The organism is Bartonella sp. CM86QHHN (genome assembly GCF_042194695.1).
GTDB lineage: Bacteria > Pseudomonadota > Alphaproteobacteria > Rhizobiales > Rhizobiaceae > Bartonella.
Map to the genome: position 1 here is coordinate 82,875 of NZ_JBHIND010000010.1, position 20,652 is coordinate 103,526.

Annotated in this window: 18 protein-coding genes; 6 read left to right on the forward strand and 12 right to left on the reverse strand. The window is 38.8% G+C overall.

Features of this window, described 5'->3' with window-relative positions; genetic code table 11:
* Positions 1 to 64: 64 nt before the first annotated feature.
* Entirely contained in the window at positions 65 to 808 is a 744-nt protein-coding gene (locus ACFIKX_RS01125) for a 16S rRNA (uracil(1498)-N(3))-methyltransferase (RefSeq protein ID WP_375629795.1), read from the reverse strand.
* Between the two features lie 235 nt (positions 809 to 1,043).
* Here ACFIKX_RS01125 and ACFIKX_RS01130 point away from each other — a divergent pair, with 235 nt between their 5' ends.
* The gene (locus ACFIKX_RS01130; protein ID WP_273790383.1) at positions 1,044 to 1,187 is read left to right on the forward strand and encodes a hypothetical protein; all 144 of its coding nucleotides are present in this window, start codon (positions 1,044 to 1,046) and stop codon (positions 1,185 to 1,187) included.
* Between the two features lie 315 nt (positions 1,188 to 1,502).
* On the opposite strand, the gene ACFIKX_RS01135 is transcribed toward ACFIKX_RS01130, so the two are convergent.
* Positions 1,503 to 3,383, reverse strand: coding sequence for an AsmA family protein (locus ACFIKX_RS01135; protein WP_375629798.1), 1,881 nt, complete (start codon positions 3,381 to 3,383; stop codon positions 1,503 to 1,505).
* 316 nt (positions 3,384 to 3,699) lie between these two features.
* Between ACFIKX_RS01135 and folD the strand changes: the two genes are divergently transcribed.
* Positions 3,700 to 4,599 (forward strand): bifunctional methylenetetrahydrofolate dehydrogenase/methenyltetrahydrofolate cyclohydrolase FolD, encoded by a 900-nt coding sequence (gene folD / locus ACFIKX_RS01140; protein WP_375629801.1) that lies wholly within the window; start codon positions 3,700 to 3,702, stop codon positions 4,597 to 4,599.
* Between the two features lie 66 nt (positions 4,600 to 4,665).
* Here the strand turns inward: folD and edd are convergent, their stop codons facing one another.
* The 7 genes from edd to ACFIKX_RS01175 all read right to left on the reverse strand — a co-directional run bounded on the left by edd (position 4,666) and on the right by ACFIKX_RS01175 (position 13,096).
* On the reverse strand, positions 4,666 to 6,489 hold the full coding sequence (edd, locus tag ACFIKX_RS01145; RefSeq protein ID WP_375629804.1) for a phosphogluconate dehydratase: 1,824 nt from the start codon (positions 6,487 to 6,489) through the stop codon (positions 4,666 to 4,668).
* 55 nt (positions 6,490 to 6,544) lie between these two features.
* Positions 6,545 to 7,297, reverse strand: a complete 753-nt coding sequence (gene pgl / locus ACFIKX_RS01150; RefSeq protein ID WP_375629807.1) for a 6-phosphogluconolactonase — start codon at positions 7,295 to 7,297, stop codon at positions 6,545 to 6,547.
* Between the two features lie 10 nt (positions 7,298 to 7,307).
* Complete coding sequence (zwf, locus tag ACFIKX_RS01155; RefSeq protein ID WP_375629810.1) at positions 7,308 to 8,780, reverse strand: glucose-6-phosphate dehydrogenase; 1,473 nt, start codon at positions 8,778 to 8,780, stop codon at positions 7,308 to 7,310.
* A gap of 120 nt (positions 8,781 to 8,900) precedes the next feature.
* A complete protein-coding gene (locus ACFIKX_RS01160; RefSeq protein WP_375629831.1) occupies positions 8,901 to 10,184 on the reverse strand; it encodes an NAD(P)/FAD-dependent oxidoreductase in 1,284 nt (427 codons plus the stop codon).
* Between the two features lie 11 nt (positions 10,185 to 10,195).
* On the reverse strand, positions 10,196 to 11,623 hold the full coding sequence (locus ACFIKX_RS01165; RefSeq protein ID WP_273790377.1) for a glutamine synthetase family protein: 1,428 nt from the start codon (positions 11,621 to 11,623) through the stop codon (positions 10,196 to 10,198).
* A gap of 455 nt (positions 11,624 to 12,078) precedes the next feature.
* On the reverse strand, positions 12,079 to 12,375 hold the full coding sequence (locus ACFIKX_RS01170; RefSeq protein ID WP_375629834.1) for a class I SAM-dependent methyltransferase: 297 nt from the start codon (positions 12,373 to 12,375) through the stop codon (positions 12,079 to 12,081).
* A 355-nt stretch (positions 12,376 to 12,730) separates the two neighbouring features.
* Entirely contained in the window at positions 12,731 to 13,096 is a 366-nt protein-coding gene (locus tag ACFIKX_RS01175; protein ID WP_375629837.1) for a hypothetical protein, read from the reverse strand.
* A gap of 450 nt (positions 13,097 to 13,546) precedes the next feature.
* Between ACFIKX_RS01175 and ACFIKX_RS01180 the strand changes: the two genes are divergently transcribed.
* From ACFIKX_RS01180 to ACFIKX_RS01190, 3 genes are all read left to right on the forward strand, one after another.
* Positions 13,547 to 14,968 (forward strand): coproporphyrinogen-III oxidase family protein, encoded by a 1,422-nt coding sequence (locus tag ACFIKX_RS01180; protein WP_375629813.1) that lies wholly within the window; start codon positions 13,547 to 13,549, stop codon positions 14,966 to 14,968.
* Between the two features lie 10 nt (positions 14,969 to 14,978).
* Positions 14,979 to 16,199, forward strand: coding sequence for an MFS transporter (locus ACFIKX_RS01185; protein WP_375629816.1), 1,221 nt, complete (start codon positions 14,979 to 14,981; stop codon positions 16,197 to 16,199).
* Positions 16,200 to 16,977: 778 nt separating this feature from the next.
* Complete coding sequence (locus tag ACFIKX_RS01190) at positions 16,978 to 17,124, forward strand: hypothetical protein (RefSeq protein WP_375629819.1); 147 nt, start codon at positions 16,978 to 16,980, stop codon at positions 17,122 to 17,124.
* 46 nt (positions 17,125 to 17,170) lie between these two features.
* On the opposite strand, the gene ACFIKX_RS01195 is transcribed toward ACFIKX_RS01190, so the two are convergent.
* Both ACFIKX_RS01195 and ACFIKX_RS01200 read right to left on the reverse strand, forming a co-directional pair.
* Complete coding sequence (locus tag ACFIKX_RS01195; RefSeq protein WP_375629822.1) at positions 17,171 to 17,563, reverse strand: hypothetical protein; 393 nt, start codon at positions 17,561 to 17,563, stop codon at positions 17,171 to 17,173.
* A 457-nt stretch (positions 17,564 to 18,020) separates the two neighbouring features.
* Positions 18,021 to 18,173, reverse strand: coding sequence for a hypothetical protein (locus ACFIKX_RS01200; RefSeq protein WP_375629825.1), 153 nt, complete (start codon positions 18,171 to 18,173; stop codon positions 18,021 to 18,023).
* 1,206 nt (positions 18,174 to 19,379) lie between these two features.
* Between ACFIKX_RS01200 and ACFIKX_RS01205 the strand changes: the two genes are divergently transcribed.
* Positions 19,380 to 19,511, forward strand: a complete 132-nt coding sequence (locus tag ACFIKX_RS01205) for a hypothetical protein (protein WP_375629828.1) — start codon at positions 19,380 to 19,382, stop codon at positions 19,509 to 19,511.
* A gap of 262 nt (positions 19,512 to 19,773) precedes the next feature.
* On the opposite strand, the gene ACFIKX_RS01210 is transcribed toward ACFIKX_RS01205, so the two are convergent.
* Entirely contained in the window at positions 19,774 to 20,535 is a 762-nt protein-coding gene (locus ACFIKX_RS01210; protein WP_375646172.1) for a hypothetical protein, read from the reverse strand.
* Between the last annotated feature and the right edge of the window lie 117 nt (positions 20,536 to 20,652).

Below are 20,652 nucleotides of genomic sequence, written 5' to 3' on the forward strand. Positions count from 1 at the left end.
TACCGTATCCTATAATTGGTATCATCATCTTAAATAAATTGTTTAGAATGATTTTACAGATTTCTCAATCCATTGCCCAATCCCCCACGGTAGCATTAAGAAGAGCCAAAGCAGCAACAGCGGCAGTATCAGCGCGTAAAATACGCGGACCTAGTGATATTGGAACCACAAAAGGATGTTTTTTTAAAAAGCTCCGCTCTTCTTCACTAAAGCCACCTTCCGGTCCAATAAGAATACCAGGTGTTGTAACGTCACGCTTTTTAAAAGAAGGTAATGGATTATGCAATTTATGCTCTTCATCACAAAAGAATAAAGGCTGTGTCTCATCCCACTGTGCTAAAAGTTCTGCTAATGATAGAGCCGATACGCATTTAGGAAGAGATAAAATTCCACACTGTTCAGAAGCTTCAATAACATTGGCTTCCATACGCGCCATATTGATACGCGTAACCTGCGTATGATGCGTTATAACAGGCTGCAAAATCGATACCCCCATTTCAACAGCTTTCTGCACCATATAATCCAACCGCGCATTTTTGAGTGGAGCAAAGCAATAAATAAGATTGGAATGCGTCGTTTGTAATCTTTCTTGATGGATAAGCTGAACCACAACAAATTTTTTCTTAACAGTGATAAGTTTAGCAAGCCACTCACCATCCTGTCCATTAAAAAGTAAAATTTCTGCTCCTTCTTTCATACGCAAAACATGCATAAGATAAGAAGCTTGTGCCCCCTCTATCTTTATTTCTTCATTCAAAGCCAATGTCTGTCGAATGAATAATCTTTTAAGTTTATAATTTATGCGCATAAAAATTTTGCCAATGCTCACTATCGTCATCGAGAAAATGAAGAAAAATATATAGCAAAAAGAAAAAATTATATCTATAGAACTATAATATATTAAAGAATTATAGAGTTTTTTTAGCTTTATGAGATAATAATAGGAACTTATAGATCCTTAAGTGATTCTGCTTTCATAAAAGTTTAAATAATGCACCATTCATCTTTGCATTCAGTCATTGATGCATCCGTGGAGGAAAAATATGTCTGCTAAAAAAGCTACAATTATTACGATTACAACCCTCTTAGCCTTTATTTTGATTACAGTGGGAATTGGTTCTGTTGGAGCCGACGGGAAGCATACAATTACCAAAGATGGCTATGGTATTTCTTCTGCGATTCAATAAGCACTGGCCAACATCCTCCTTAAAATTTTAATGTTTTTTAGCAATTTTTATAAGATTAGCACCGATATTATGAATCTCTTGTATTTGAAAGATTCCATAAGAAGGTTTTTTATTCCTCTCTTCAGTCATTTATCTATACCAACCTCACTTATTATGACGGTGAGGATGGTTTTTACTGCTTCACGACGAACGGATTTAAAATGAGAGAATCTTCCGATAATGGGAGCTCTGATTTAAATTTAAAAGACAATTTTAAGTTGCAAAAAGACGAATTACCATTATAGGATAGAATATTATACAGATGAAAAACGATACTCAATCTGCGTTAATATCTTTTGTAACCCAAAAATCGCCATGATTTTGTCCTTTAGAGCTTAGAGAAAATGTAAAAGGCCATGCAAGGCTATTAGCAAGACATTGGACATCTTTACATAAAGTTTCTGATCTATAGTTTTTGCGTAGTTGTGCCTGTAATATCAGTTCATTTTCCTTCCCTTGCGCAATAGCAGTTGCAATGATTCCTTGAATGGATAAGCTCAAGTCTGCTGTACGCATTAATGACTCTGTTACCTTCATCATACCTTCTGAAAAGCTTGTCTGAATATCCCAGTGATCAAATGTTGTTGAAAAAGTATCATTATTCATTAAAAGAAATTGTTGTTTATTTGAAAGTCTTGTTTGTAATTCATTCAGATCATACCCTAATAGCCGACCAGAAGACATCTTCAGTGTTAACTCACCCTGCATTTTCGTAAAAATTTCTGGCCAAGAATCAGCAAGTGTTCGTACCGTTGCAGTAAAATTCGTTTTGCTTTGTATAAATGGAATAAATCCCAAGATTTCTAAAGTCTCCTGCATATCAATAGAAGCACCTGAAATATTTCCTCCAATACGCACTTTCTGTCCAGCTGAAGTAACTTCAATATTACTTTGCACAGATCCACCAAAAATATTCGCATGTCCAAGATCAAAAATACCATGACCATCTCTTATTTGTATTGCAGCAGCTAAATTTGTGAGTGAAATATTTCCTATTTTAGCTTGTGGCGCAGAAAGTCGTATATCCACGCCAATACGATCAAAAGTTCTCATGTCAAAGCAGGCATTTTTCTTTTTACCTGAAAAAAACATTGAACCCAAGAGGCTAAGGTCTAGATTATCAAAGGCTAAAGAGCCCATGACATTTGGTACATAATCTTGAAAATCGAGTTTTAAAGCTCCTCGCGCATTGGCTTTCCCCATCGTAAATGTAACATTGTTCATTTGGATATGCATTGGCTGCGCTAAAAAATGAGATTCCCATACAATGGGTATTTTTAATTTATATCCCCAAAACTGATTTCCACCAACCCAAGACAATGTCTGATTCCATCCAGGAGAACGCATTGACACTTTTCCGTCAAAAATATAATATTCAGATAATCGAGCCTTTCCTGTAAAAGTTATTCCCCCACGTACAGAATTGAGACTTGCCCTAATATGACTTTTGCCTCCAGCAAGAAGCAGCAATGCTTGAGAAGCATCAAGTGATAATTTTGTAAACTCTCCGCGCCAACGCGCATCTGCACGTAACCGTACTTCCTGAGTTGATTCCGGCCAATCTAAAGTTGCATTTAATCCTGTTATTTTTTCTGCTACTCCTGAAAAACTATCGTGATACACAAGAACACCATTTTTAATGACAATCCGTCCAAAAGGTTGTTTTAAAAGGTGCTCTATCTCTGGATGCTCAGGATTATGTTTTAATATTTCACGCGTATTACGTATTGCCACCCCTAATGCACCTTGTGAGCGAGAAAACCGATCAAAAAAATCTGCTATTGTTTTAACAGGCTTTTCCATAACAAATTGAGGACGCATAATCCGCGTCTCTGAAAAAGAAATATGTCCCCAAAGAAGATCGACGACAGAAAGATCAACTTCTATTGATTCAGCTTCCATTAATGGCGCAACATCATCCATTTTTGATGTTAAAGTAACGCCAGAAAGAAATGCTTTAGGATAAGGAAAAAGATGTAACCGCGGTGGATCACGCAATTGCACATTGTAACCCGTCCATGCACTTAAATCCTGCGCTAAACGAATACGAATCGCATCTGTAGAAATAAGATAAGGTAAAACGAGAATCCCCACTCCAAATAAAAAGATAATTGTAATAAAAACTCCGCTCAAAAATTTTATTATTCTGATGCGCACATTATCCCTCTATACTTATCCCCCTATAACAGATTAAAAACAAACTTAAATGATCATAAAAAGTTTTTATAATCCTATAATTCACTATATCCACTTTGTATCTTCATTATTTTTGTTCTTTATCCAAAATTTATTCAAACAGCAATGTTGCTGCTTCTTTATAAAGCAATTATTTAAAAGTCTTCAAAACTATAAATCCACAACATTATAAAACCATTCTTACTGTTCTCATATGAATATTGCTATAAAACTCTATCGTATTATTAGAAAATGCTTTACAAAAAAAAACAAACAGCCTTACCGAAAGGATCTCTGAATGAATAATATTATCGACGGAAAAAAACTTGCTGAAGAGATTATTGTGAAAGTTAAGGCCGAAACAGCAAAGCTCCGCCATCACTATAATATACAACCTAGTATCGCTGTTATTATCGTTGGAGATGATCCTGCAAGTCAAGTATATGTCACCTCAAAAAATAAAAAAGCCGAAGAATGTGGGTTTCTTTCAATCAAACATGTCGTTTCCAAAGAAACGCAAGAAAAAGAACTCCTTCAACTTATTGCAACATTAAATTCTGATCCCAAAATTCATGGTATTTTGGTACAGCTGCCTCTCCCTGCTCATATGAATACAAATCGCATAACACAAGCCGTTGCTTTCCAAAAAGATGTTGATGGTTTTCATTATATTAATGTAGGAAAACTCGCGGCAAATGCACTTGAAGATGCAATTATTCCCTGCACTCCAGCTGGTGCCATGATGATGATTGAACAACACTGTGGACGAGATTTATCTGGACTTGATGCTGTCGTTGTTGGACGCTCTAATATTGTTGGAAAACCTATGGCTGCCCTTTTAACAGCAGCCAATGCCACTGTGACAATTGCCCATAGTCGTACCCGTGACCTTGATGATGTGTGTCGAAGCGCTGATATTCTAGTAGCAGCTGTAGGCCGCCCACAAATGATTAAAAAAGACTGGATAAAAGATGGTGCAATTGTTATTGATGTCGGTATTAACCGCGTTGCTGCACCAGAAAAAGGTATAGGGAAAACACGTCTTGTTGGTGATGTCGATTTTGAAAACGTAAAAGAAAAAGCTGCTGCGATCACCCCTGTTCCAGGAGGCGTTGGACCAATGACAATTGCCATGCTTATGGTTAATACACTCAAAGCCGCCGCGCGATCACACAATCTGCCGATACCAAAATTCTAAAAATTGTAACAATTCCTTGTATATGGTTTCATTGTATATGATTCAGCTTATTTATTTTTGCATTTTTCATGTCATAAAAACAGATGCCCCTTGATCTGCACGATTAACGGATTGACGAAAAACATGAAAAAGTTCGCGTCCAACACCATGTTCGTTTTTTGAAAGATCCGGAGGTATGATTTTTCGCGCGTTAAATTTTGCTAAATCCTCCAAAAGAGTTAATTTACCCTCATGAGCATCAAGGAAAACAATGTCACCATCCTGCAAACGTGCAATGGGGCCATTATCCACTGCTTCTGGTGTCACATGGAGAGCAGCAGGAATTTTTCCTGACGCTCCTGACATACGCCCATCGGTTATCAATGCTACCTTTTGACCGCGATCTTGTAAAACGCCTAAAATGGTCGTTAATTTATGAAGCTCTGGCATACCATTGGCTTTTGGTCCTTGATAGCGAATGACAGCGATAAAGTCTTTATTATGCAACACTCCAGATTTAAAAGATTTTTGTAGTTCCTCTTGATCATTAAAAACAAAGACTGGTGCTATAATCTGCCAATACTCTGGTTTAACAGAGGAAACTTTTATAATAGCTGTTCCCAAATCTCCTGATAAAACACGAAGACCACCATCAAGCTGAAATGGCTTTCTCCACCCCGCTAACACCTTATGATCACCACTTTCCTTAAGAGCCGCTTCACGTACCACATGACCATCAGCAGAAAGCTTTGCTTCAATTGCATAAGCATTGAGATCTTTACCAAAAACCGTAGAGACATCTTCATGGACCAAGCCTGCCTCGATAAGCTCGCGAATAATAAATCCCATTCCCCCCGCAGCGTAAAAATGATTAATATCTGCTAAACCGTTAGGATAAATGCGCGCTAAAAGAGGCACAACGGATGAAATTTCTGCAATATCATGCCATGTCAATTTAATACCGCAAACAGCAGCCATAGCAATCAAATGAATCGCATGATTGGTAGAACCTCCTGTTGCATTTAATCCTACAATGGCATTCACAAAAGAACGCTCATCAATGATCATACCAAGTGGACTATAATGATCACCAAGATCTGTCATTTCAAGTACACGTTTCGTAGCTTCTTTTGTTAAAGCATCACGCAACGGTGTATTCGCATTAATAAAAGAAGCTCCAGGCATATGAAGCCCCATCATCTCCAGTATCACCTGATTAGAGTTAGCTGTTCCATAAAATGTACATGTTCCTGGCCCATGATAAGAACGTGCTTCTGATGCTAGAAGTGTTTGGCGATCTATTTTATTTTCCGCGTAAAGTTGACGTATCTTCGCTTTTTCATCATTACCTTGACCACTCGTCATGGGACCAGCTGCTATAAAAATTCCTGGTAAATGACCAAATGTTAGTGCACCAATCAATAAACCTGGTACAATTTTATCACACACCCCAAGATACAATGCTGCATCAAAGACATCGTGTGATAAGCTTATAGCTGTCGCCATTGCAATTACTTCACGCGAAAAAAGGGAAAGCTCCATCCCCGCATTTCCCTGCGTAACACCATCGCACATCGCGGGAACACCACCTGCAACCTGTGCAACACCACCAACCATACGGGCCGACTCTTTAATTAAGTGAGGAAATTTTTCAAAAGGTTGGTGCGCTGAAAGTATATCGTTATATGCCGTGATAATGCCAATATTCCCAACAATATTTCCCTTCAAACGCTCTTTATCTATTGCACCACAAGCAGCAAAGCCATGAGCCTGATTGGCACATCCTAAAAAACTCCGTTTGGGGCGATGAACTTGTGCTTTTGCAATACGATCTAAGTAAATTTCTCGTGTTGATCGAGAACGTTCATAAATCCTTCGTGTAACTGTGGCAATTGTCTTGGAAAGTGCCATATTTCTCTCCCCCTTTCATTGTTTCTTCCCCTCATTCATTGAGAGAGATTACGTTTTATTCACCTTGTGTCGCATACTTTGATTCACCTATTTCATTTTCTGCAGGCGACCAATAAACCTGAACGAGATGAGGGGAATTACGCAGAATTGCCCGAATAGGCATTTCTATTTCAGACCCGTCTTGACAAGCTTCTTCAAAACAATCGCGTTTCTGAAAACCTTCGAAATGGAGAATAATACAACGAGATTGCATAATAACTGGCAAAGTCAGTGAGAGTCTTGGCTCAACAGCACTCTTAGCATGAAGGGGTAAAACAAGTGCTTGTGTTCGTAAATCAAGCGCTTGCTTTAAACGATCAGCATCAGGAAAAAAAGAAGCCGTATGTCCATCCTCCCCCATTCCTAAAACAACAACATCAAAGGGTTTAGGCAAAGTATTAACACGACTCGCCGCTGAAAAAGCAGCAAGTTCAGCAGTAATTGCTTTATGATAAAGCCCTACAAAACGTGCTTTTTCTGCAAAATTTTGTAACAAATGACACCGTACCATATGTTCATTTGAACGTTCATCGTGTGTAGGGACAAAACGTTCATCGACCAAAGTGATAATGATCTTTTGCCAATCAATATCCGCTTTTGACAAATAATGAAAAAACAATTCTGGTGTTTTACCACCAGACACCGCTAAAACTGCTCTCTTGCGCTCAAGAACAGATACACTAAGCTCTGCGGCTACTCGATCTGCTAATGCCAAGGCTAAAGTCTGAGGGGTTTCAAAGTCTAAACGATCAATATTCATTCTATACATACTTATTGCTCTAAACTAAATTGTTCCATATACGTCCATCACGTTCCATGAGGCTCTTCGAAGCAGAAGGACCCCATGAACCAGCACCATAACCATGAACAGGCTGTTTTATTGCTTCCCATCCCTCAATGATTGGATCAATCCAACGCCAAGCAGCCTCAACTTCATCACGACGCATAAACAGTGTTTGATCTCCACGAATAACATCCATCAATAAACGTTCATAAGCATCAGGATTACGTTCAGAAAATGCGGAAGCAAAACTCATGTCTAATGGAATATGACGAAATCGCATACCACCATAACTTGGATCCTTAATCATCAACCATTGTTTTACACCTTCATCAGGTTGGAGACGAATTACAAGCCGATTAGAAAAAATTTCATCTAAATCCACATTAAAAATATTATGAGGAATAGGTTTAAAAACCACAACAATTTCAGACATTCGCGTGAACATGCGCTTACCTGTTCGTAAATAAAAAGGCGTATTAGCCCAACGCCAGTTATCAATCTTAACCTTAAGTGCTACAAATGTTTCACTCTTACTCACTCTTCCCAGATCATCAAAATAAGACTCTACCGATATACCATTTGATAGACCAGAAAGATACTGCCCACGTACAGTATGCTGCCCTACATTATGGACATCAAGCGGTGTTAAAGAATGTAAAACTTTAAGTTTTTCATCGCGCACAGCATTAGCACTGTTGGTAAATGGTATTTCCATCGCAACCAAACAAAGTAATTGTAGCATATGGTTTTGAACCATATCGCGTAAAGCACCAGTGCTTTCATAATATTCTGTACGCCCTTCTAACCCTAAAGATTCAGCAACGGTTATTTGAACATGATCAATATAATTGGAGTTCCATAGCGGTTCATAAAGTGTATTAACAAACCGCAATGCCATTAAATTTTGAACAGTTTCCTTCCCAAGATAATGATCAATACGAAAGATCTGCTCTTCATTAAAGGCGCTTGCAAATACATCATTAAGTGAAACCGCTGTTTTTACATCGCAACCAATTGGTTTTTCAATGATAATCCGTGTTTGTGGTGTCGCCAAATCATTTTTTTCCAACTTCATCGCAATATCAGCAAAAAGTGACGAACCAACAGCCAAATAAAAAGCTCGAATATCCGCTGAATCTTGTGACAGAAGGAGGGCTAAATCCTCCCACCCTCGATTTGAGGTAACATCAACAGAAACGTAAGTTAAACGTGCAAGAAAACGATTGAGTTCTGTTGAATTGAGATCTTTTGGATGGATATGTTTTTCTAAAGAAATGCGGACAAAATTTTGATATTCTTCACAACTTAAGGAAGTGCGCGAAACCCCAATAATACGTGTTGGCTCACTGAATTGCCCAGCACACTGACAATGATACAAAGCCGGCAAAAGCTTGCGCAACGCCAGATCACCATTGCCACCAAAAACAATACAATCAAAGGAAGAAACTGGAATAATTTTACGCACCATGAACTTGTTTATTTTTCTATTCGATTATGAAATCCCATATCACTTATAAAAGCTTTCATTATTAAAGCAGACAGATACTAAATAAGCCATTAATTTTCTTCATTTCAAGCAATGTTTACATTAAAGGCGATCCAATAAAGAAAACCAACGCATTGCTAAAAATATAAGCGGATAACGCAAAACGCGTCCCCCCGGAAAAGATGAAATCTTTAAGTCTTGGAAATAGGAAAAACGTTCATATTTTCCAGTTAACCATTCTGCGTATAATTTTCCCACGAAAGGAGCCAGCATAACGCCATGCCCTGAATAACCACCACAATAAGTTATCCTTGAGAAAAGTTGGCGAACATAGGGCATGCGCTCAACTGTGATGGCAACCGTTGCTCCCCACCGATGGCTTAAATTGATAGAATGTAATTGAGGATAAATTTCAACAATTTGCCGTTTTATACGTTCATCTAAATTTAGAGGATGCTTATTATCATAACTTTCTACACCACCAAATAAGAGACGATTATCAATGCTTTTGCGAAAATAGCGAACCATAAAACGGGAATCATCAACCGATTCCCCCCCTATAAGAATTGAACTATGCTTTGGTAATGGGTCCGTTGCTCCAATATAAGAGCGAATAGAAACAATATTTTTTTCAATAAAACGCTCCAGACCAAGTTTATACCCATTTGTTGCAAGTAAAACATGCTCTGCTGTTACACTGCCTTTTTCTGTTATCACTTTCCAATGTGCTCCCTTGCGCCTTATGGTCGTTACTTGTGACTTCTCATAAAGCTTAGCACCAGCATCTTGGGCTTTTTTTGCCAATCCAACAACCAATTTTAAGGGATTTATATGGCCGGTATCCGCATCATAAATACCACCACAATAAAAAGTTGATCCAAGTCGCTCAAATGTTTCAGCCTTATCCATAAAAGTAAGCGCGTGATAGCCATAACGCTGCATCGCCTCAATATGCCGTTGATAAGAGAGAAGCTCACGCCTTTTATGGGTTACAGAAAGCTGTCCTCCTATAAAATCACACGGACAATTAGGCATTGCGCATAAAGATAAAATATCTTTTTTAGCTTCTTCTGCCAAATCAAACAGAGCCTTACTTCGCTCAAAACCATACTTTTTTTCTAATGTTTCTACCCATTGCCGTTGCCCTGTTCCCAGCTGTCCACCATTGCGCCCTGAAGCGCCGTCACCAAAACGTGATGCTTCAAATAAAACAACATCTACTCCAGCTTTGGCTAAATGATAAGCAGCCGAAAGACCCGTAAATCCGCCTCCAATAATGACCACATCACACTGTCTGTTTTCACAAAAAGAAGGATACGATGGACGTTCTCTTAAAGCATCTTCATACCAAGAAATTCCTGGAGAAATTGAATTATAATCAATCATCGTCATAAAATTTAAACATTCAGCAGGAGATATTCACGCTCCCACGGACTGATTACTTCCATAAAAGTTTCAAACTCTTGGCGTTTGATTGCAGCATAAGTACTGACAAACACATCCCCTAAAATAGCACGTATCACTGTATCTTGTTCAAACAAATTGACTGCCTCAATGAGTCCACGCGGCAACTCAATATTATCAGCGTTTACATTATTTGTCGCTGGCTCATCCGGCTCAATTTTTTGTTGCAAACCAATAAGACCACACGCTAAAGAAGCTGCAAGAGCTAAATAAGGATTCGCATCTGATGAAGGAAGTCTATTCTCAACACGTCGCGCTTGAGGAGCAGAACGGGGAACTCGAAAAGCTGTAGTACGATTATCATATCCCCATCGCAAATTAACAGGAGCCGAATTATCAGGGACAAGACGTCGATAAGAATTCACATAAGGTGCAAGCATCACAAGTACCCCTGGCATATGTTTTTGCAATCCACCAATAAAATGGCGAAAACAGATACTTTCTTCACCATTTTCCTGTGTAAAAATATTCATACCGGTTTTCTTATCAACAACCGATTGGTGAATATGCATAGCAGAACCCGGCTGCCCTTGAATGGGTTTTGCCATAAAAGTTGCATACATATTATGTTTTAGTGCTGCTTCACGAATTGTTCGTTTAAACATAAAAACTTGATCCGCTAACTCAATAGGATCACCATGACGTAAATTAATTTCAAACTGACCTGCTCCTTCTTCATGAATGAGGGTATCAATTTCCAATCCTTGTGCCTCTGAAAATTGATAAATATCATCAATCAAATCATCAAATTCATTAACACCAGCAATGGAGTACCCCTGTCCACCACCAATTGAACGCCCAGAACGACCAACCGGTGGAACTAACGGATAATCAGGATCGGGATTTTTTTGTACCAAATAAAACTCAATTTCTGGTGAAACAACAGGGCTTAAACCCATTTTTGTGTAAAAGTGAACCACCGTTCGTAAAACATTGCGTGGTGTGTAATCTACAACCTGACCATTTTGATACACAAGATCACAAATCACCTGTGCCGTAGGAGCATCTTCCCATGGAACAATGCTTAACGTAGAAAGATCAGGCTCAAGGCGTAAATCACCATCTGCTTTAGGATATTCAAAACCATGACCATCTTCCGGATAATCCCCTGAAATTGTTGCCATAAAAACTGCTGAAGGCAATGCCAATGATGTTTCCGATGTAAATTTTTTAGAAAGCATCATCTTGCCCCGTGGTACCCCTGCTTGATCAGGCGTAATACATTCAATATCCTCTACCTTACGGAAAGCAAGCCATTGTGAAACTTGTTCCCAATTGTGCACACCACGTAAACTTTTGAGAAAACGAGAAACAGGTTTAAAATTCTTACTTTTCGTTTGTTTACCATTTTTTACATCCATAACATACCAACTTTAAAAACAATCAAGTCCTATTCTTATTGTATCAGCCCATGCATAAACGACACGAAAAAAAATTATCAACTGATATTTTTGAAGAATACTATAAGATCCATCAAGGTAAAAGAACTTTGCGCTCAAAAAGCTATCCTATCATCATAGTGAAAAAATTGATATTGCACGCGATACATCGGTGCGAACCTTCTCCTTATATAAAACAGCGAGAAATACCATATTGTACGTAACCTAATTCCGATTCAAATAATCATATATAAGCAAACATTGGCGAGAATAATAAAGGCGAGATATTTAATTTCCTTTTGGTTGTAGCAATGCTTAATTAAAAGAAAAGAAACTTTTCTTTTAATATGAAGCAAGTTTTGTAACTCTATTGTTATCCACGTAGAAGTAAACACCCTAGGATGGTGAATAGCCTTTACAGCTGTGCTTACAAATACTCACCCCGCCGTAATATGCGTAAATGTATTTTCAGGATAAGACATACGCTCAGCATTTCCAATATGAAACTTAACCATCGCCTGCATAATAGAGCTATCAACCTTGTTCTGAGCGGATGGTACAAACTCTGCACTTATATCAATTTCCACCGCTTGACATTGCTCTTCGCACACAATATTTAGAGCTGAGAATCCAGTAGAGCATACCAAATCCAATAGATAGGAATTTTTGCTAATTGCGCCATGCGGGATCCAACATCTGATAGTCTCCAGCCCACTAGGAGATGTGTTGTTTATATCTAAAAAGCCAAAAAATCAGGATATGAGAACACAATAATATCAATTTCCTTTGAACTAACGTCCTTTATCGTCGGTCTTCTACCATCGTAAAATCTATTTTGTATCAGTTTCTTTCACATACTTTGACTTATGATCTCATGATACTGTGCAGATTGAGTACACATCCCCAGAGCCCAGATTATAATTAAGTTCGTACCATTCTGCTCTTTTATAGAGCTAATATTTGAAAATAAATAACCATAATCTTCAGATATAATACGCCTAGATTCAATAATTACCGTAAGCTTATGTAAATCACAACCCAATTGTGACAATGCCTCATAAATTTTACGAGAGTATTCATCATTGACCGTCACGGCATCGCAGAACGCTGTGGAAGTCGGATATCCCCGCCTAAACTGATAAAACTTTTTTGATCCTTCAATGCGTAAATATCCTTTCCAGCCTTAGTTAAGGTGGATACTATTAACTCAGTCGAATTCAAATTAGAGCCCACATGAAAAGGCGCCCCATTAAGCCTAATCCTATTGGATTCTAGCAAAGATAATGCGGCACGTAACTCCGCCGCAGTCATACCAAAACGCGATCTATCCCTGTTTGCCAGTACATGGCACAATCTCAATGAGATTTTAGGTAGTATATCAAAATGGCGTGCAAGAGTGATGATGTCATGTAATTCGATAATATTATCACACTGGATATTTATATGTTTTCTAATAGGATAACTCTATCTCTTCTCGAAGTTTTACAGGGATATTAAAAAATGTATCTCTACCTTTAAAACCATCTTTTTGCGCTAATGATATCTCATAACCAGACGCAAATTCCAAGTCCCAGCAACATAACAATGATGCCCCGCACGTCCATTAAAATACCCTGCTTTTTCTCGCCCTAGGCATCCATAGCCCGACCACGTAAAACAGGATACCAATTGCAATATCAGACCATAAGGCTGCAAGAGAAAGTTCTTTTATATTTTTATCTTTACATTGCCTCTTAAACAAGCTCATCTGTTCATATAATGAGTTATATGTATAATATATATAACTTCTACAAAAGGAGGATTCATTATGTTCCGTGAAAATCTTTGGTAATACACTCGGATAATTGGATCACCAGTCGCCCGTCAATAATATAGTGCGCGTTAAGAAATTGGGGGAGATAAGCTATGCAACTCGTGGATCATCCTTTTGTGAAATTCGATCAACTCAAGCTGATTTACAACTTCACATATCCGTTATTTCGCACTATTTCAAATGAATTTTACGATTACCTAGACTTTAATAAACTAGCGCACAGTAAGCAGATTCCACAAGCGCATACTATTTCTCTTTATTTGCATATTCCCTTTTGTGAAACCATCTGTTCCTTCTGTCCCTTTCAGAAAGGGGCCTACAAGCACGTTAAGCAAATCGAATCTTATATGTCAGCGCTTACCACAGAGATCAGAAACAAAGGAAATTTCATTCGCTCGCTTAGAGGGCCCATCCGCAGCATCTATATAGGGGGCGGCACATCGTCGCTTTTGTCTGCAGATAATATCCGCCACATCGGAAAAGTATTGCATGCCGAATTTGAGCTCTCTTCCTTAACTGAGCTTACACTGGAAAGCGAACCGAAGAGCGTTACACGTGATAAACTTTATGCTGCCCGTGAGATCGGCGTTAACCGGATCAGCTTCGGTATACAGAGTTTCATTGAGCGTTTCCGATCATTGTTTAACCTCACCTCAACACGTGAACAAATCAACAATACCGTAGCTTGGTCACAAGAGATAATTGGACATGTCGGTTTAGACCTACTATATGGCATGCACAGCCAGCAAGCCGAAGAACTATTATACGATTTGAAGCAAGCCAGCGAGCTTCACCCTGAAACCATCAACCTCTATGCAATTAACAATCTGGCTATCACGTCGCAACTGCATAAGTCTTACGCACAAAAAGGGCTAAAGCCATCCAGCCTACAGCATCGACAGATGCTTCGCTTATTTAGCGACATCGTTATGCGCAGCTGCGGCTATGCGCCGTGTAATGGGCATTCCTATATCAAAATTGCCAATAACACTCCTCTAACGCTCGCTAAAACGAGTTCAGCTAATTATTTCCGCTATCACAAATATTTGCATGGTTATCATGACGATTATGTGGTTGGCTTCGGGGCGTCAGCAATGTCGATTCTCGGCTCACTCGTCACACGAGCCAATCCCAGTCGAAGCGGATACATTACCGACATACAACTTAAAGGCAAATCCAAAGTATACTACAATTGGGTATCAGCAGAGCAACAAGCCTCCAAGGCTTTGTGTATGAGGCTACCTTATAACGGTTATGCCAAAAAAGAAAGAATTGACTGGACCGCACTCCCCTCTTTCGTATACAATAACCTACAACAGCTCATAGGTGCAGGTCTCATCGCAGAAAGTGATAACAATCTCCAGCTGACTCAGCGTGGTTGGCAATGGTATTCCAACCTTATGTATTTTCTTCTACCTCAGGCAGATAGGAATATCTTGGACGGCTATGTCGCAAACATGCTGAATACAACCGCCGTACTTGATGGAACAGTGGAAACCTGTGTGGCATCTTAAGGAGAACAGAATGTTCACGCTTTTTTCCAACAAGAACATACGCTATTTTTGCCTAACCGTTAGTCTGCTCGCCTTACTCAGCGGTGCTTTGCGCACTGCCATCCCGCTATTAGCAAGACAATCTGGATATGGCGTAGTCGGAGTAAGTTGGGCGCAAGGTCTCTTCTCATTAGCGTGGCCAATTTTCGGCATCCTTGCAGGCGTTTTACTTGATCGCTGCGACAAAATAAAACTTGCCACCTCAGCTCTCTTCATCTTCATGCTACTGCATATTGTCCTGTTCATACTACTTATGATACAGATTACTCCAGCCGAACAAATTTTCTTCTATGCAACCATTGCTGGATTCATCGTCGTTTCTGCCGAAGCTTATATAATGACGATTCCACCACTTATCATGGAGGGAGAGCGATTGATGACCTTCTACTCTATTGTCTTGTTTTTAGATTTCGGGGTCTCCTATTTTCTTGCCCCTGTCATAACAAGCAGCATTTTAGCGCATAGCACCCTGCTATTTCTCGGCCTTTTAATCGTGCTTTTTATCGTATTGATTTTTACCGCTCGCCGTGCTGTTCCGACATCGCCAGCACTTGATAAAGAAAACATCACTTTCCGTTATATCATTGCCGGCTTTCGTTTCATTTTTTCAAATCGGCATCTTACCTCCCTTACATTACTCACATTCTTTCTATCGGTGGTATTTGGAGCATTCCTAACCTCATTCATCTTCTTCGTTACCGACAGTCGGTATCTGGGCCTACATAGCAGCCAATATGGCGTGATGTTTGCGGCCTACGCGCTTGGAATAATGGCAGGCACCCTATTTGCACCGCGTATACGCTATGCACCGGTGCGCCTAGCTGTTCTCACTGACGGTTTAGGAACGGTTGTCTTGCTGCTGATTCCAGCCTTTTCAAAAAGTGCTGTCGTCGTATGGGGCGTCACCTTTATCGCTGGCGTTGGAGCAAGCTTATGGTTTATTGGTGTTACCGCCTTCAGGCAGCGCCTCACACCAAAGCAACTTCTCGGGCGAGCTAATTCTGCTTTTCGAGTGATAGGCTATGCTGGAACGCCGGTCGGAAGCTTTTTGGTCGGCGTCCTTGGTTCTTTTATATCATTGCAGTTTGCTGCCACCTTTATCGCTGGACTACTATTGGTGGCTATCGCGATAACGCTTCCATTTCTTTGGCAGGCTGATCATATAAACACCCCCAACCCTGCCACGAGGTAACAGCTGCTTTTAAAAAAAGACACGGTCAAAAAAGGCACACATACCCTATTACGCAATCGATTGATTTATTCTTTGGACGAGAAAATTATCACCATAATGGCTGATAGAGCCAGCGGCACTATAGAAGCAGCCAAACAAACGCTAAAGACAAAACAGCCCCTTTACGTTGCATTGGGCGATGATCCAACGCCTATATGAAGGATGCAGAGAGCTTATAGCGTACGAAGTGCAATTCTTAACTAAAAACTCCACCCTAGCAATGCCTACTTATACTCCAGTTAATCCGTCACCCGCTGGACATCAAATGCCTCACCCCTTCTGCTCCTCAAAATACATTTTGCTTCACTTACGCGCCGTATTCTTCCTTTGTAATTAAAAGAGCAGCCCTCCTTTCCTAGTTTAGGATCTCTGCCTACACAACGCAGCAACAGATACGACCATATATGCAATCACGCCTTAGGACCTGCATAGTAGAAAGCTTAGTTCGAGAGATTCATAAAGCCTATATCCCAATAAATTTGCCGCCCAATCCATCTTTTAAAAGGGCGGTTTTATATAAACCGTTAGAGCAAGCTATGAAATCCTTAGGTGTATTAGAAATAATTGGCGGTTTTTACCTCAGACCAATGTTGATTGACTTTTACTCGTACATATACGCAAGCGGTGCTACTCTTTTCTCAGATAGAAAGGACATAATCGTTACCATCTGACCTATTATTGTTTGAAAATAAAAAAAAGTATCAGTGCGACTGATGATATTGAAGAGCTATCTCATTATGTGGCTGTACTTAATTACGGCATTGGGAAGCTAGACACGCAATCACCCATTTCTGCGCGCCTTCTGCATGATATTCATAAGATTTTATTACGCGGTAAACGCGGTACGTCCAAAAGCCTTGGCGAATTTCGCAAAGCACAAAATTAGCTTGGTGGTACACAACTAAAGACAGCGTCATTCGTGCCGCCCACTCCTACCACAGCCCCCCACTCTCTCTACCACCATCCCCCCCCCGCTTAGAATCGCGCCAACTCATCACCAGTGCCTCGTTAAACACCACACCCGTCTCAAGGGCGGTAAAATGCGCCTTGCCGCATTTAATCTTCAGCATTTCTTTAAGGCGCAAATCAAAATCGCTATTCGTTCCTTTTGTTTCCAGCACAAAGTAAAGCTTTTGTTCTCCATCCCTCTCTAAAAAAACCGCCCAATCAGACGTATAAGAACCAATGGGAATGGTTATTTTAAAACTTCTTGGCAGTTTAAAAAACAATCTTATATCAGAGTCATTATCGAGATTTTGCGCAAACTCTTTCTCAATACGGCTCTCACAAATCACATGATCATAAACACTTTTCTCATTGATCACCGCCGGCCATATGATAGCCTTTTCCGACCTAATTTTACAGATGTGGGATCAATCTTATTATGATGCGCACATCCAGAGATTATTTTATCCTCTGCATTAGAACCAAAAACATGAACAATACGCTGAGGTTTCGGTAAGAAGGACAACCGCTCAATCTCAACCTACACGAAAATGCATGTGCAGGCGAATGCCCCCCATAATATGCAATATTTCAAGCCCGTCCATAGTGGTACCCCTTTTAAAAATTGTGCCTATGGCTTATAATAATCTCCAAAATATACATTTAGCCCTTGTCTGAAATAACTCAATTTTGGATTGATGAGAACGAAAACGCGCTGCGATAATCACGTTGTTCAGCCCTCATGACCGGCAAAAGGGCGCCAATATTCCTGTACCACCAACGACTAACTAACGGTATTTCTTATCATTTTTGATCATATCCTCTACCCTTATTATTTTAAAATTTATACATTTCATCAACAAGATGTGCGCAGCAAGCCCGTACATCTTCGCTGTTCAGTCTCCATGTAAGGCCTGCGTTCTCAGACACAAAATCATCTTTAGCCGAAGCAACTTGATATTGCAGAGCTTGTCTATAAAGCGTATGCACAACTGGTACCCCATAAACATCGTATAGTATATAAAAAACACAATAAAGTCAATATGTTGTTTGCAATTATTTTATAAGAATCTACTTAAGAATCCATACTTTTATACGTGATTCATTTGACTATTTTTTATATAAGATTGCCATGTATGAATAGACCATAAAAAGCAAATCATAATGTAAATATTATAACGCATGTAAACGTTCATATGAAATGAAAAGCCGATATCATTCATAACAGTTCATAAATTTTATGATACGTTTTTATCACAGCACAAATCACATTGTTTTAAATTTAGTCGTTTGAAAATATCGATAACATACGTTTAAAGATCACATCTTGTTTTAAAGATTGGATTGTTAATCACATAAAAGAGCAAATTAACATTCGCCAAAATTGGCGAGCGCAAAATAGAGAGCTGTCATAACAGCATCATCATAACACCGAACATTTTAAAGATTGCATAAAAGGATTTAAAGACAAGATCGATTTTATAACCACGGTATTTTTTTACCGAGGTAGGAAATAAAGGTCATGAAATTCAAAATGCTATATCTTATGAAATGAAAAGCCTTTTAATGAATAGATTGCAGGCTAGTCTTTAAGAATGGAACTATTCGCTTCCACAAAAAAATGGAGGCAAATAATGCCATGGCAGTAGAATAACTATCTACTTTAGATTTGGTACTAAAAACATTTTAAAAGTTATAGTTTAAAAATACGAAACCAAATGAGCTCTTTCCAAATTTGGGGGCAGCTATTAAGACAAAGATAAGCAAACAAACTTCAAAACCATTGTAACATCATAAGGTATGGGTTTTTACTTAATTTTGAGTCAAAAGCTGTAATGTTTAAAGAATGCTCTATTCTAAGATAATGCCTCCAAAAATGGACCGGCTAATATTTAAAGAAATTAGGTTTTAATGAAAAGTACAAATACGCTTATGAGAACCTCTTTAAATGCACGTTTAAACGTTTGAAACATAAGATGAGATCTTTATAAGAAACGTTAAAACTTTTTTTTATAACAGTTATAACTTAGTTATCATTTGCTCTTAAAAACGTTTCATTTATGAGAAAACTAAGATTTAGCTTTCACAGCAGAGCAAAATCTTAAAAACCTTACACTTTATAAAAGCGTTTGTTTATTTATCTTATGAAAAGCTGCTTTTAAAAACCAACGCTTCCAAATGTAAAAAGAACGTTTTTTGCAGATATTTATTGAATATGCATTTGCTTTTGATTGGATTGTTAAAGCTACCGAGCGTTTTGATTTGTTTGATACGTTTGATAGCCATAACAAGCGTTTTATAGGCTCTCTCATTCAAATGAGTGAGTAAAAATCGTATGCAACATTTACATTCCTTTTGATAAGTTTTTATATTTCTAATAGAGCGCTTGCAATATGATACGTTTTGTATATATGCATTCATTACTCCATTGTGGATGATTCATTTTAATCAATAAAAAACGCTATTTGAAAGCCGCGTCATATCATTTGACACGGCTTTTTTATGTTACTCTCTCTTTTATGATATGTTTATAGCAATGCATTTTATATGCGTTTATAACCATAAAGAATGCACACCCCCATGTCTCTTTTTATTCTGTTTTATCAGTTATATTGACAACATTATCTCTTTCATACACCTCACAATTTTTTGGAACCAACCTTACTTTGCTTTTTTTATTGATTTTTGCATTGCCATAAACACGCCCCCAGATTGTTGCACAATATGAGATTTTAGCATTGCCATAAACAGAGCCATAAATCTCACAAGAGCCACTCACACAAGCATTCCCATAAACCTTGCCATAAATCTTTGCACGACCATTAATAACAGCATAATTATAAATTTTTGCATGGCTATAAATACAAGCCAAGCCAGAAACCTTGGCATGACCATAAACGCGTGCATAACTAAAAACCGTAGCATCATAAGAAACATGCGCATGATCATAAATATGAGCATCAGCAAGAATGCGGGCACTATCATTCACATGAGCATACCCATAAATATTGCCATAAACATGAGCATTGCCATAGACAAAAGCATGGTCATAAACTTTAGCATATTGAGAGATAAAAGCTTTTCCATAGACTTCAGCATTGCCATAAACTTGACCACAGACTTGAGAAAAATGCCGTATTTTTGCATCATCATACACTCTTGCATGACCATAGACACAAGCCTCATCATACACCCAGCAATTCCCATCATGAGAGAGGTTGCTTTCCTTTTCAATAAAGCCACCTAAAGTACCTGCTTTGATATCAGAAAAGTCTTTTAATGCTTTAATGCGATAAAGGGTATGATTATTAATTACACGCGTTTCATTTGTGAGTGCAAACTTCTTTTGCATGAGCACAATTCCTTTATAGAGAGATTTAAATTTTTAAAATGAGATGTTTAAAGGAGGGCGCCCCCGCCGCGCCCGCGCGTGTCATTTACGCAGCATCACTTTCATATTCGCTGTTAT

What these genes read in the sequence shown, in the direction of transcription:
- ACFIKX_RS01125 (WP_375629795.1), bottom strand. Translation starts at nt 808, where the DNA reads ATGCGCATAAATTATAAACTTAAAAGATTATTCATTCGACAGACATTG.
- ACFIKX_RS01130 (WP_273790383.1), top strand. Translation starts at nt 1,044, where the DNA reads ATGTCTGCTAAAAAAGCTACAATTATTACGATTACAACCCTCTTAGCC.
- folD (WP_375629801.1), top strand. Translation starts at nt 3,700, where the DNA reads ATGAATAATATTATCGACGGAAAAAAACTTGCTGAAGAGATTATTGTG.
- edd (WP_375629804.1), bottom strand. Translation starts at nt 6,489, where the DNA reads ATGGCACTTTCCAAGACAATTGCCACAGTTACACGAAGGATTTATGAA.
- pgl (WP_375629807.1), bottom strand. Translation starts at nt 7,297, where the DNA reads ATGTATAGAATGAATATTGATCGTTTAGACTTTGAAACCCCTCAGACT.
- zwf (WP_375629810.1), bottom strand. Translation starts at nt 8,780, where the DNA reads ATGGTGCGTAAAATTATTCCAGTTTCTTCCTTTGATTGTATTGTTTTT.
- ACFIKX_RS01160 (WP_375629831.1), bottom strand. Translation starts at nt 10,184, where the DNA reads ATGATTGATTATAATTCAATTTCTCCAGGAATTTCTTGGTATGAAGAT.
- ACFIKX_RS01165 (WP_273790377.1), bottom strand. Translation starts at nt 11,623, where the DNA reads ATGGATGTAAAAAATGGTAAACAAACGAAAAGTAAGAATTTTAAACCT.
- ACFIKX_RS01180 (WP_375629813.1), top strand. Translation starts at nt 13,547, where the DNA reads ATGCAACTCGTGGATCATCCTTTTGTGAAATTCGATCAACTCAAGCTG.
- ACFIKX_RS01185 (WP_375629816.1), top strand. Translation starts at nt 14,979, where the DNA reads ATGTTCACGCTTTTTTCCAACAAGAACATACGCTATTTTTGCCTAACC.
- ACFIKX_RS01210 (WP_375646172.1), bottom strand. Translation starts at nt 20,535, where the DNA reads ATGCAAAAGAAGTTTGCACTCACAAATGAAACGCGTGTAATTAATAAT.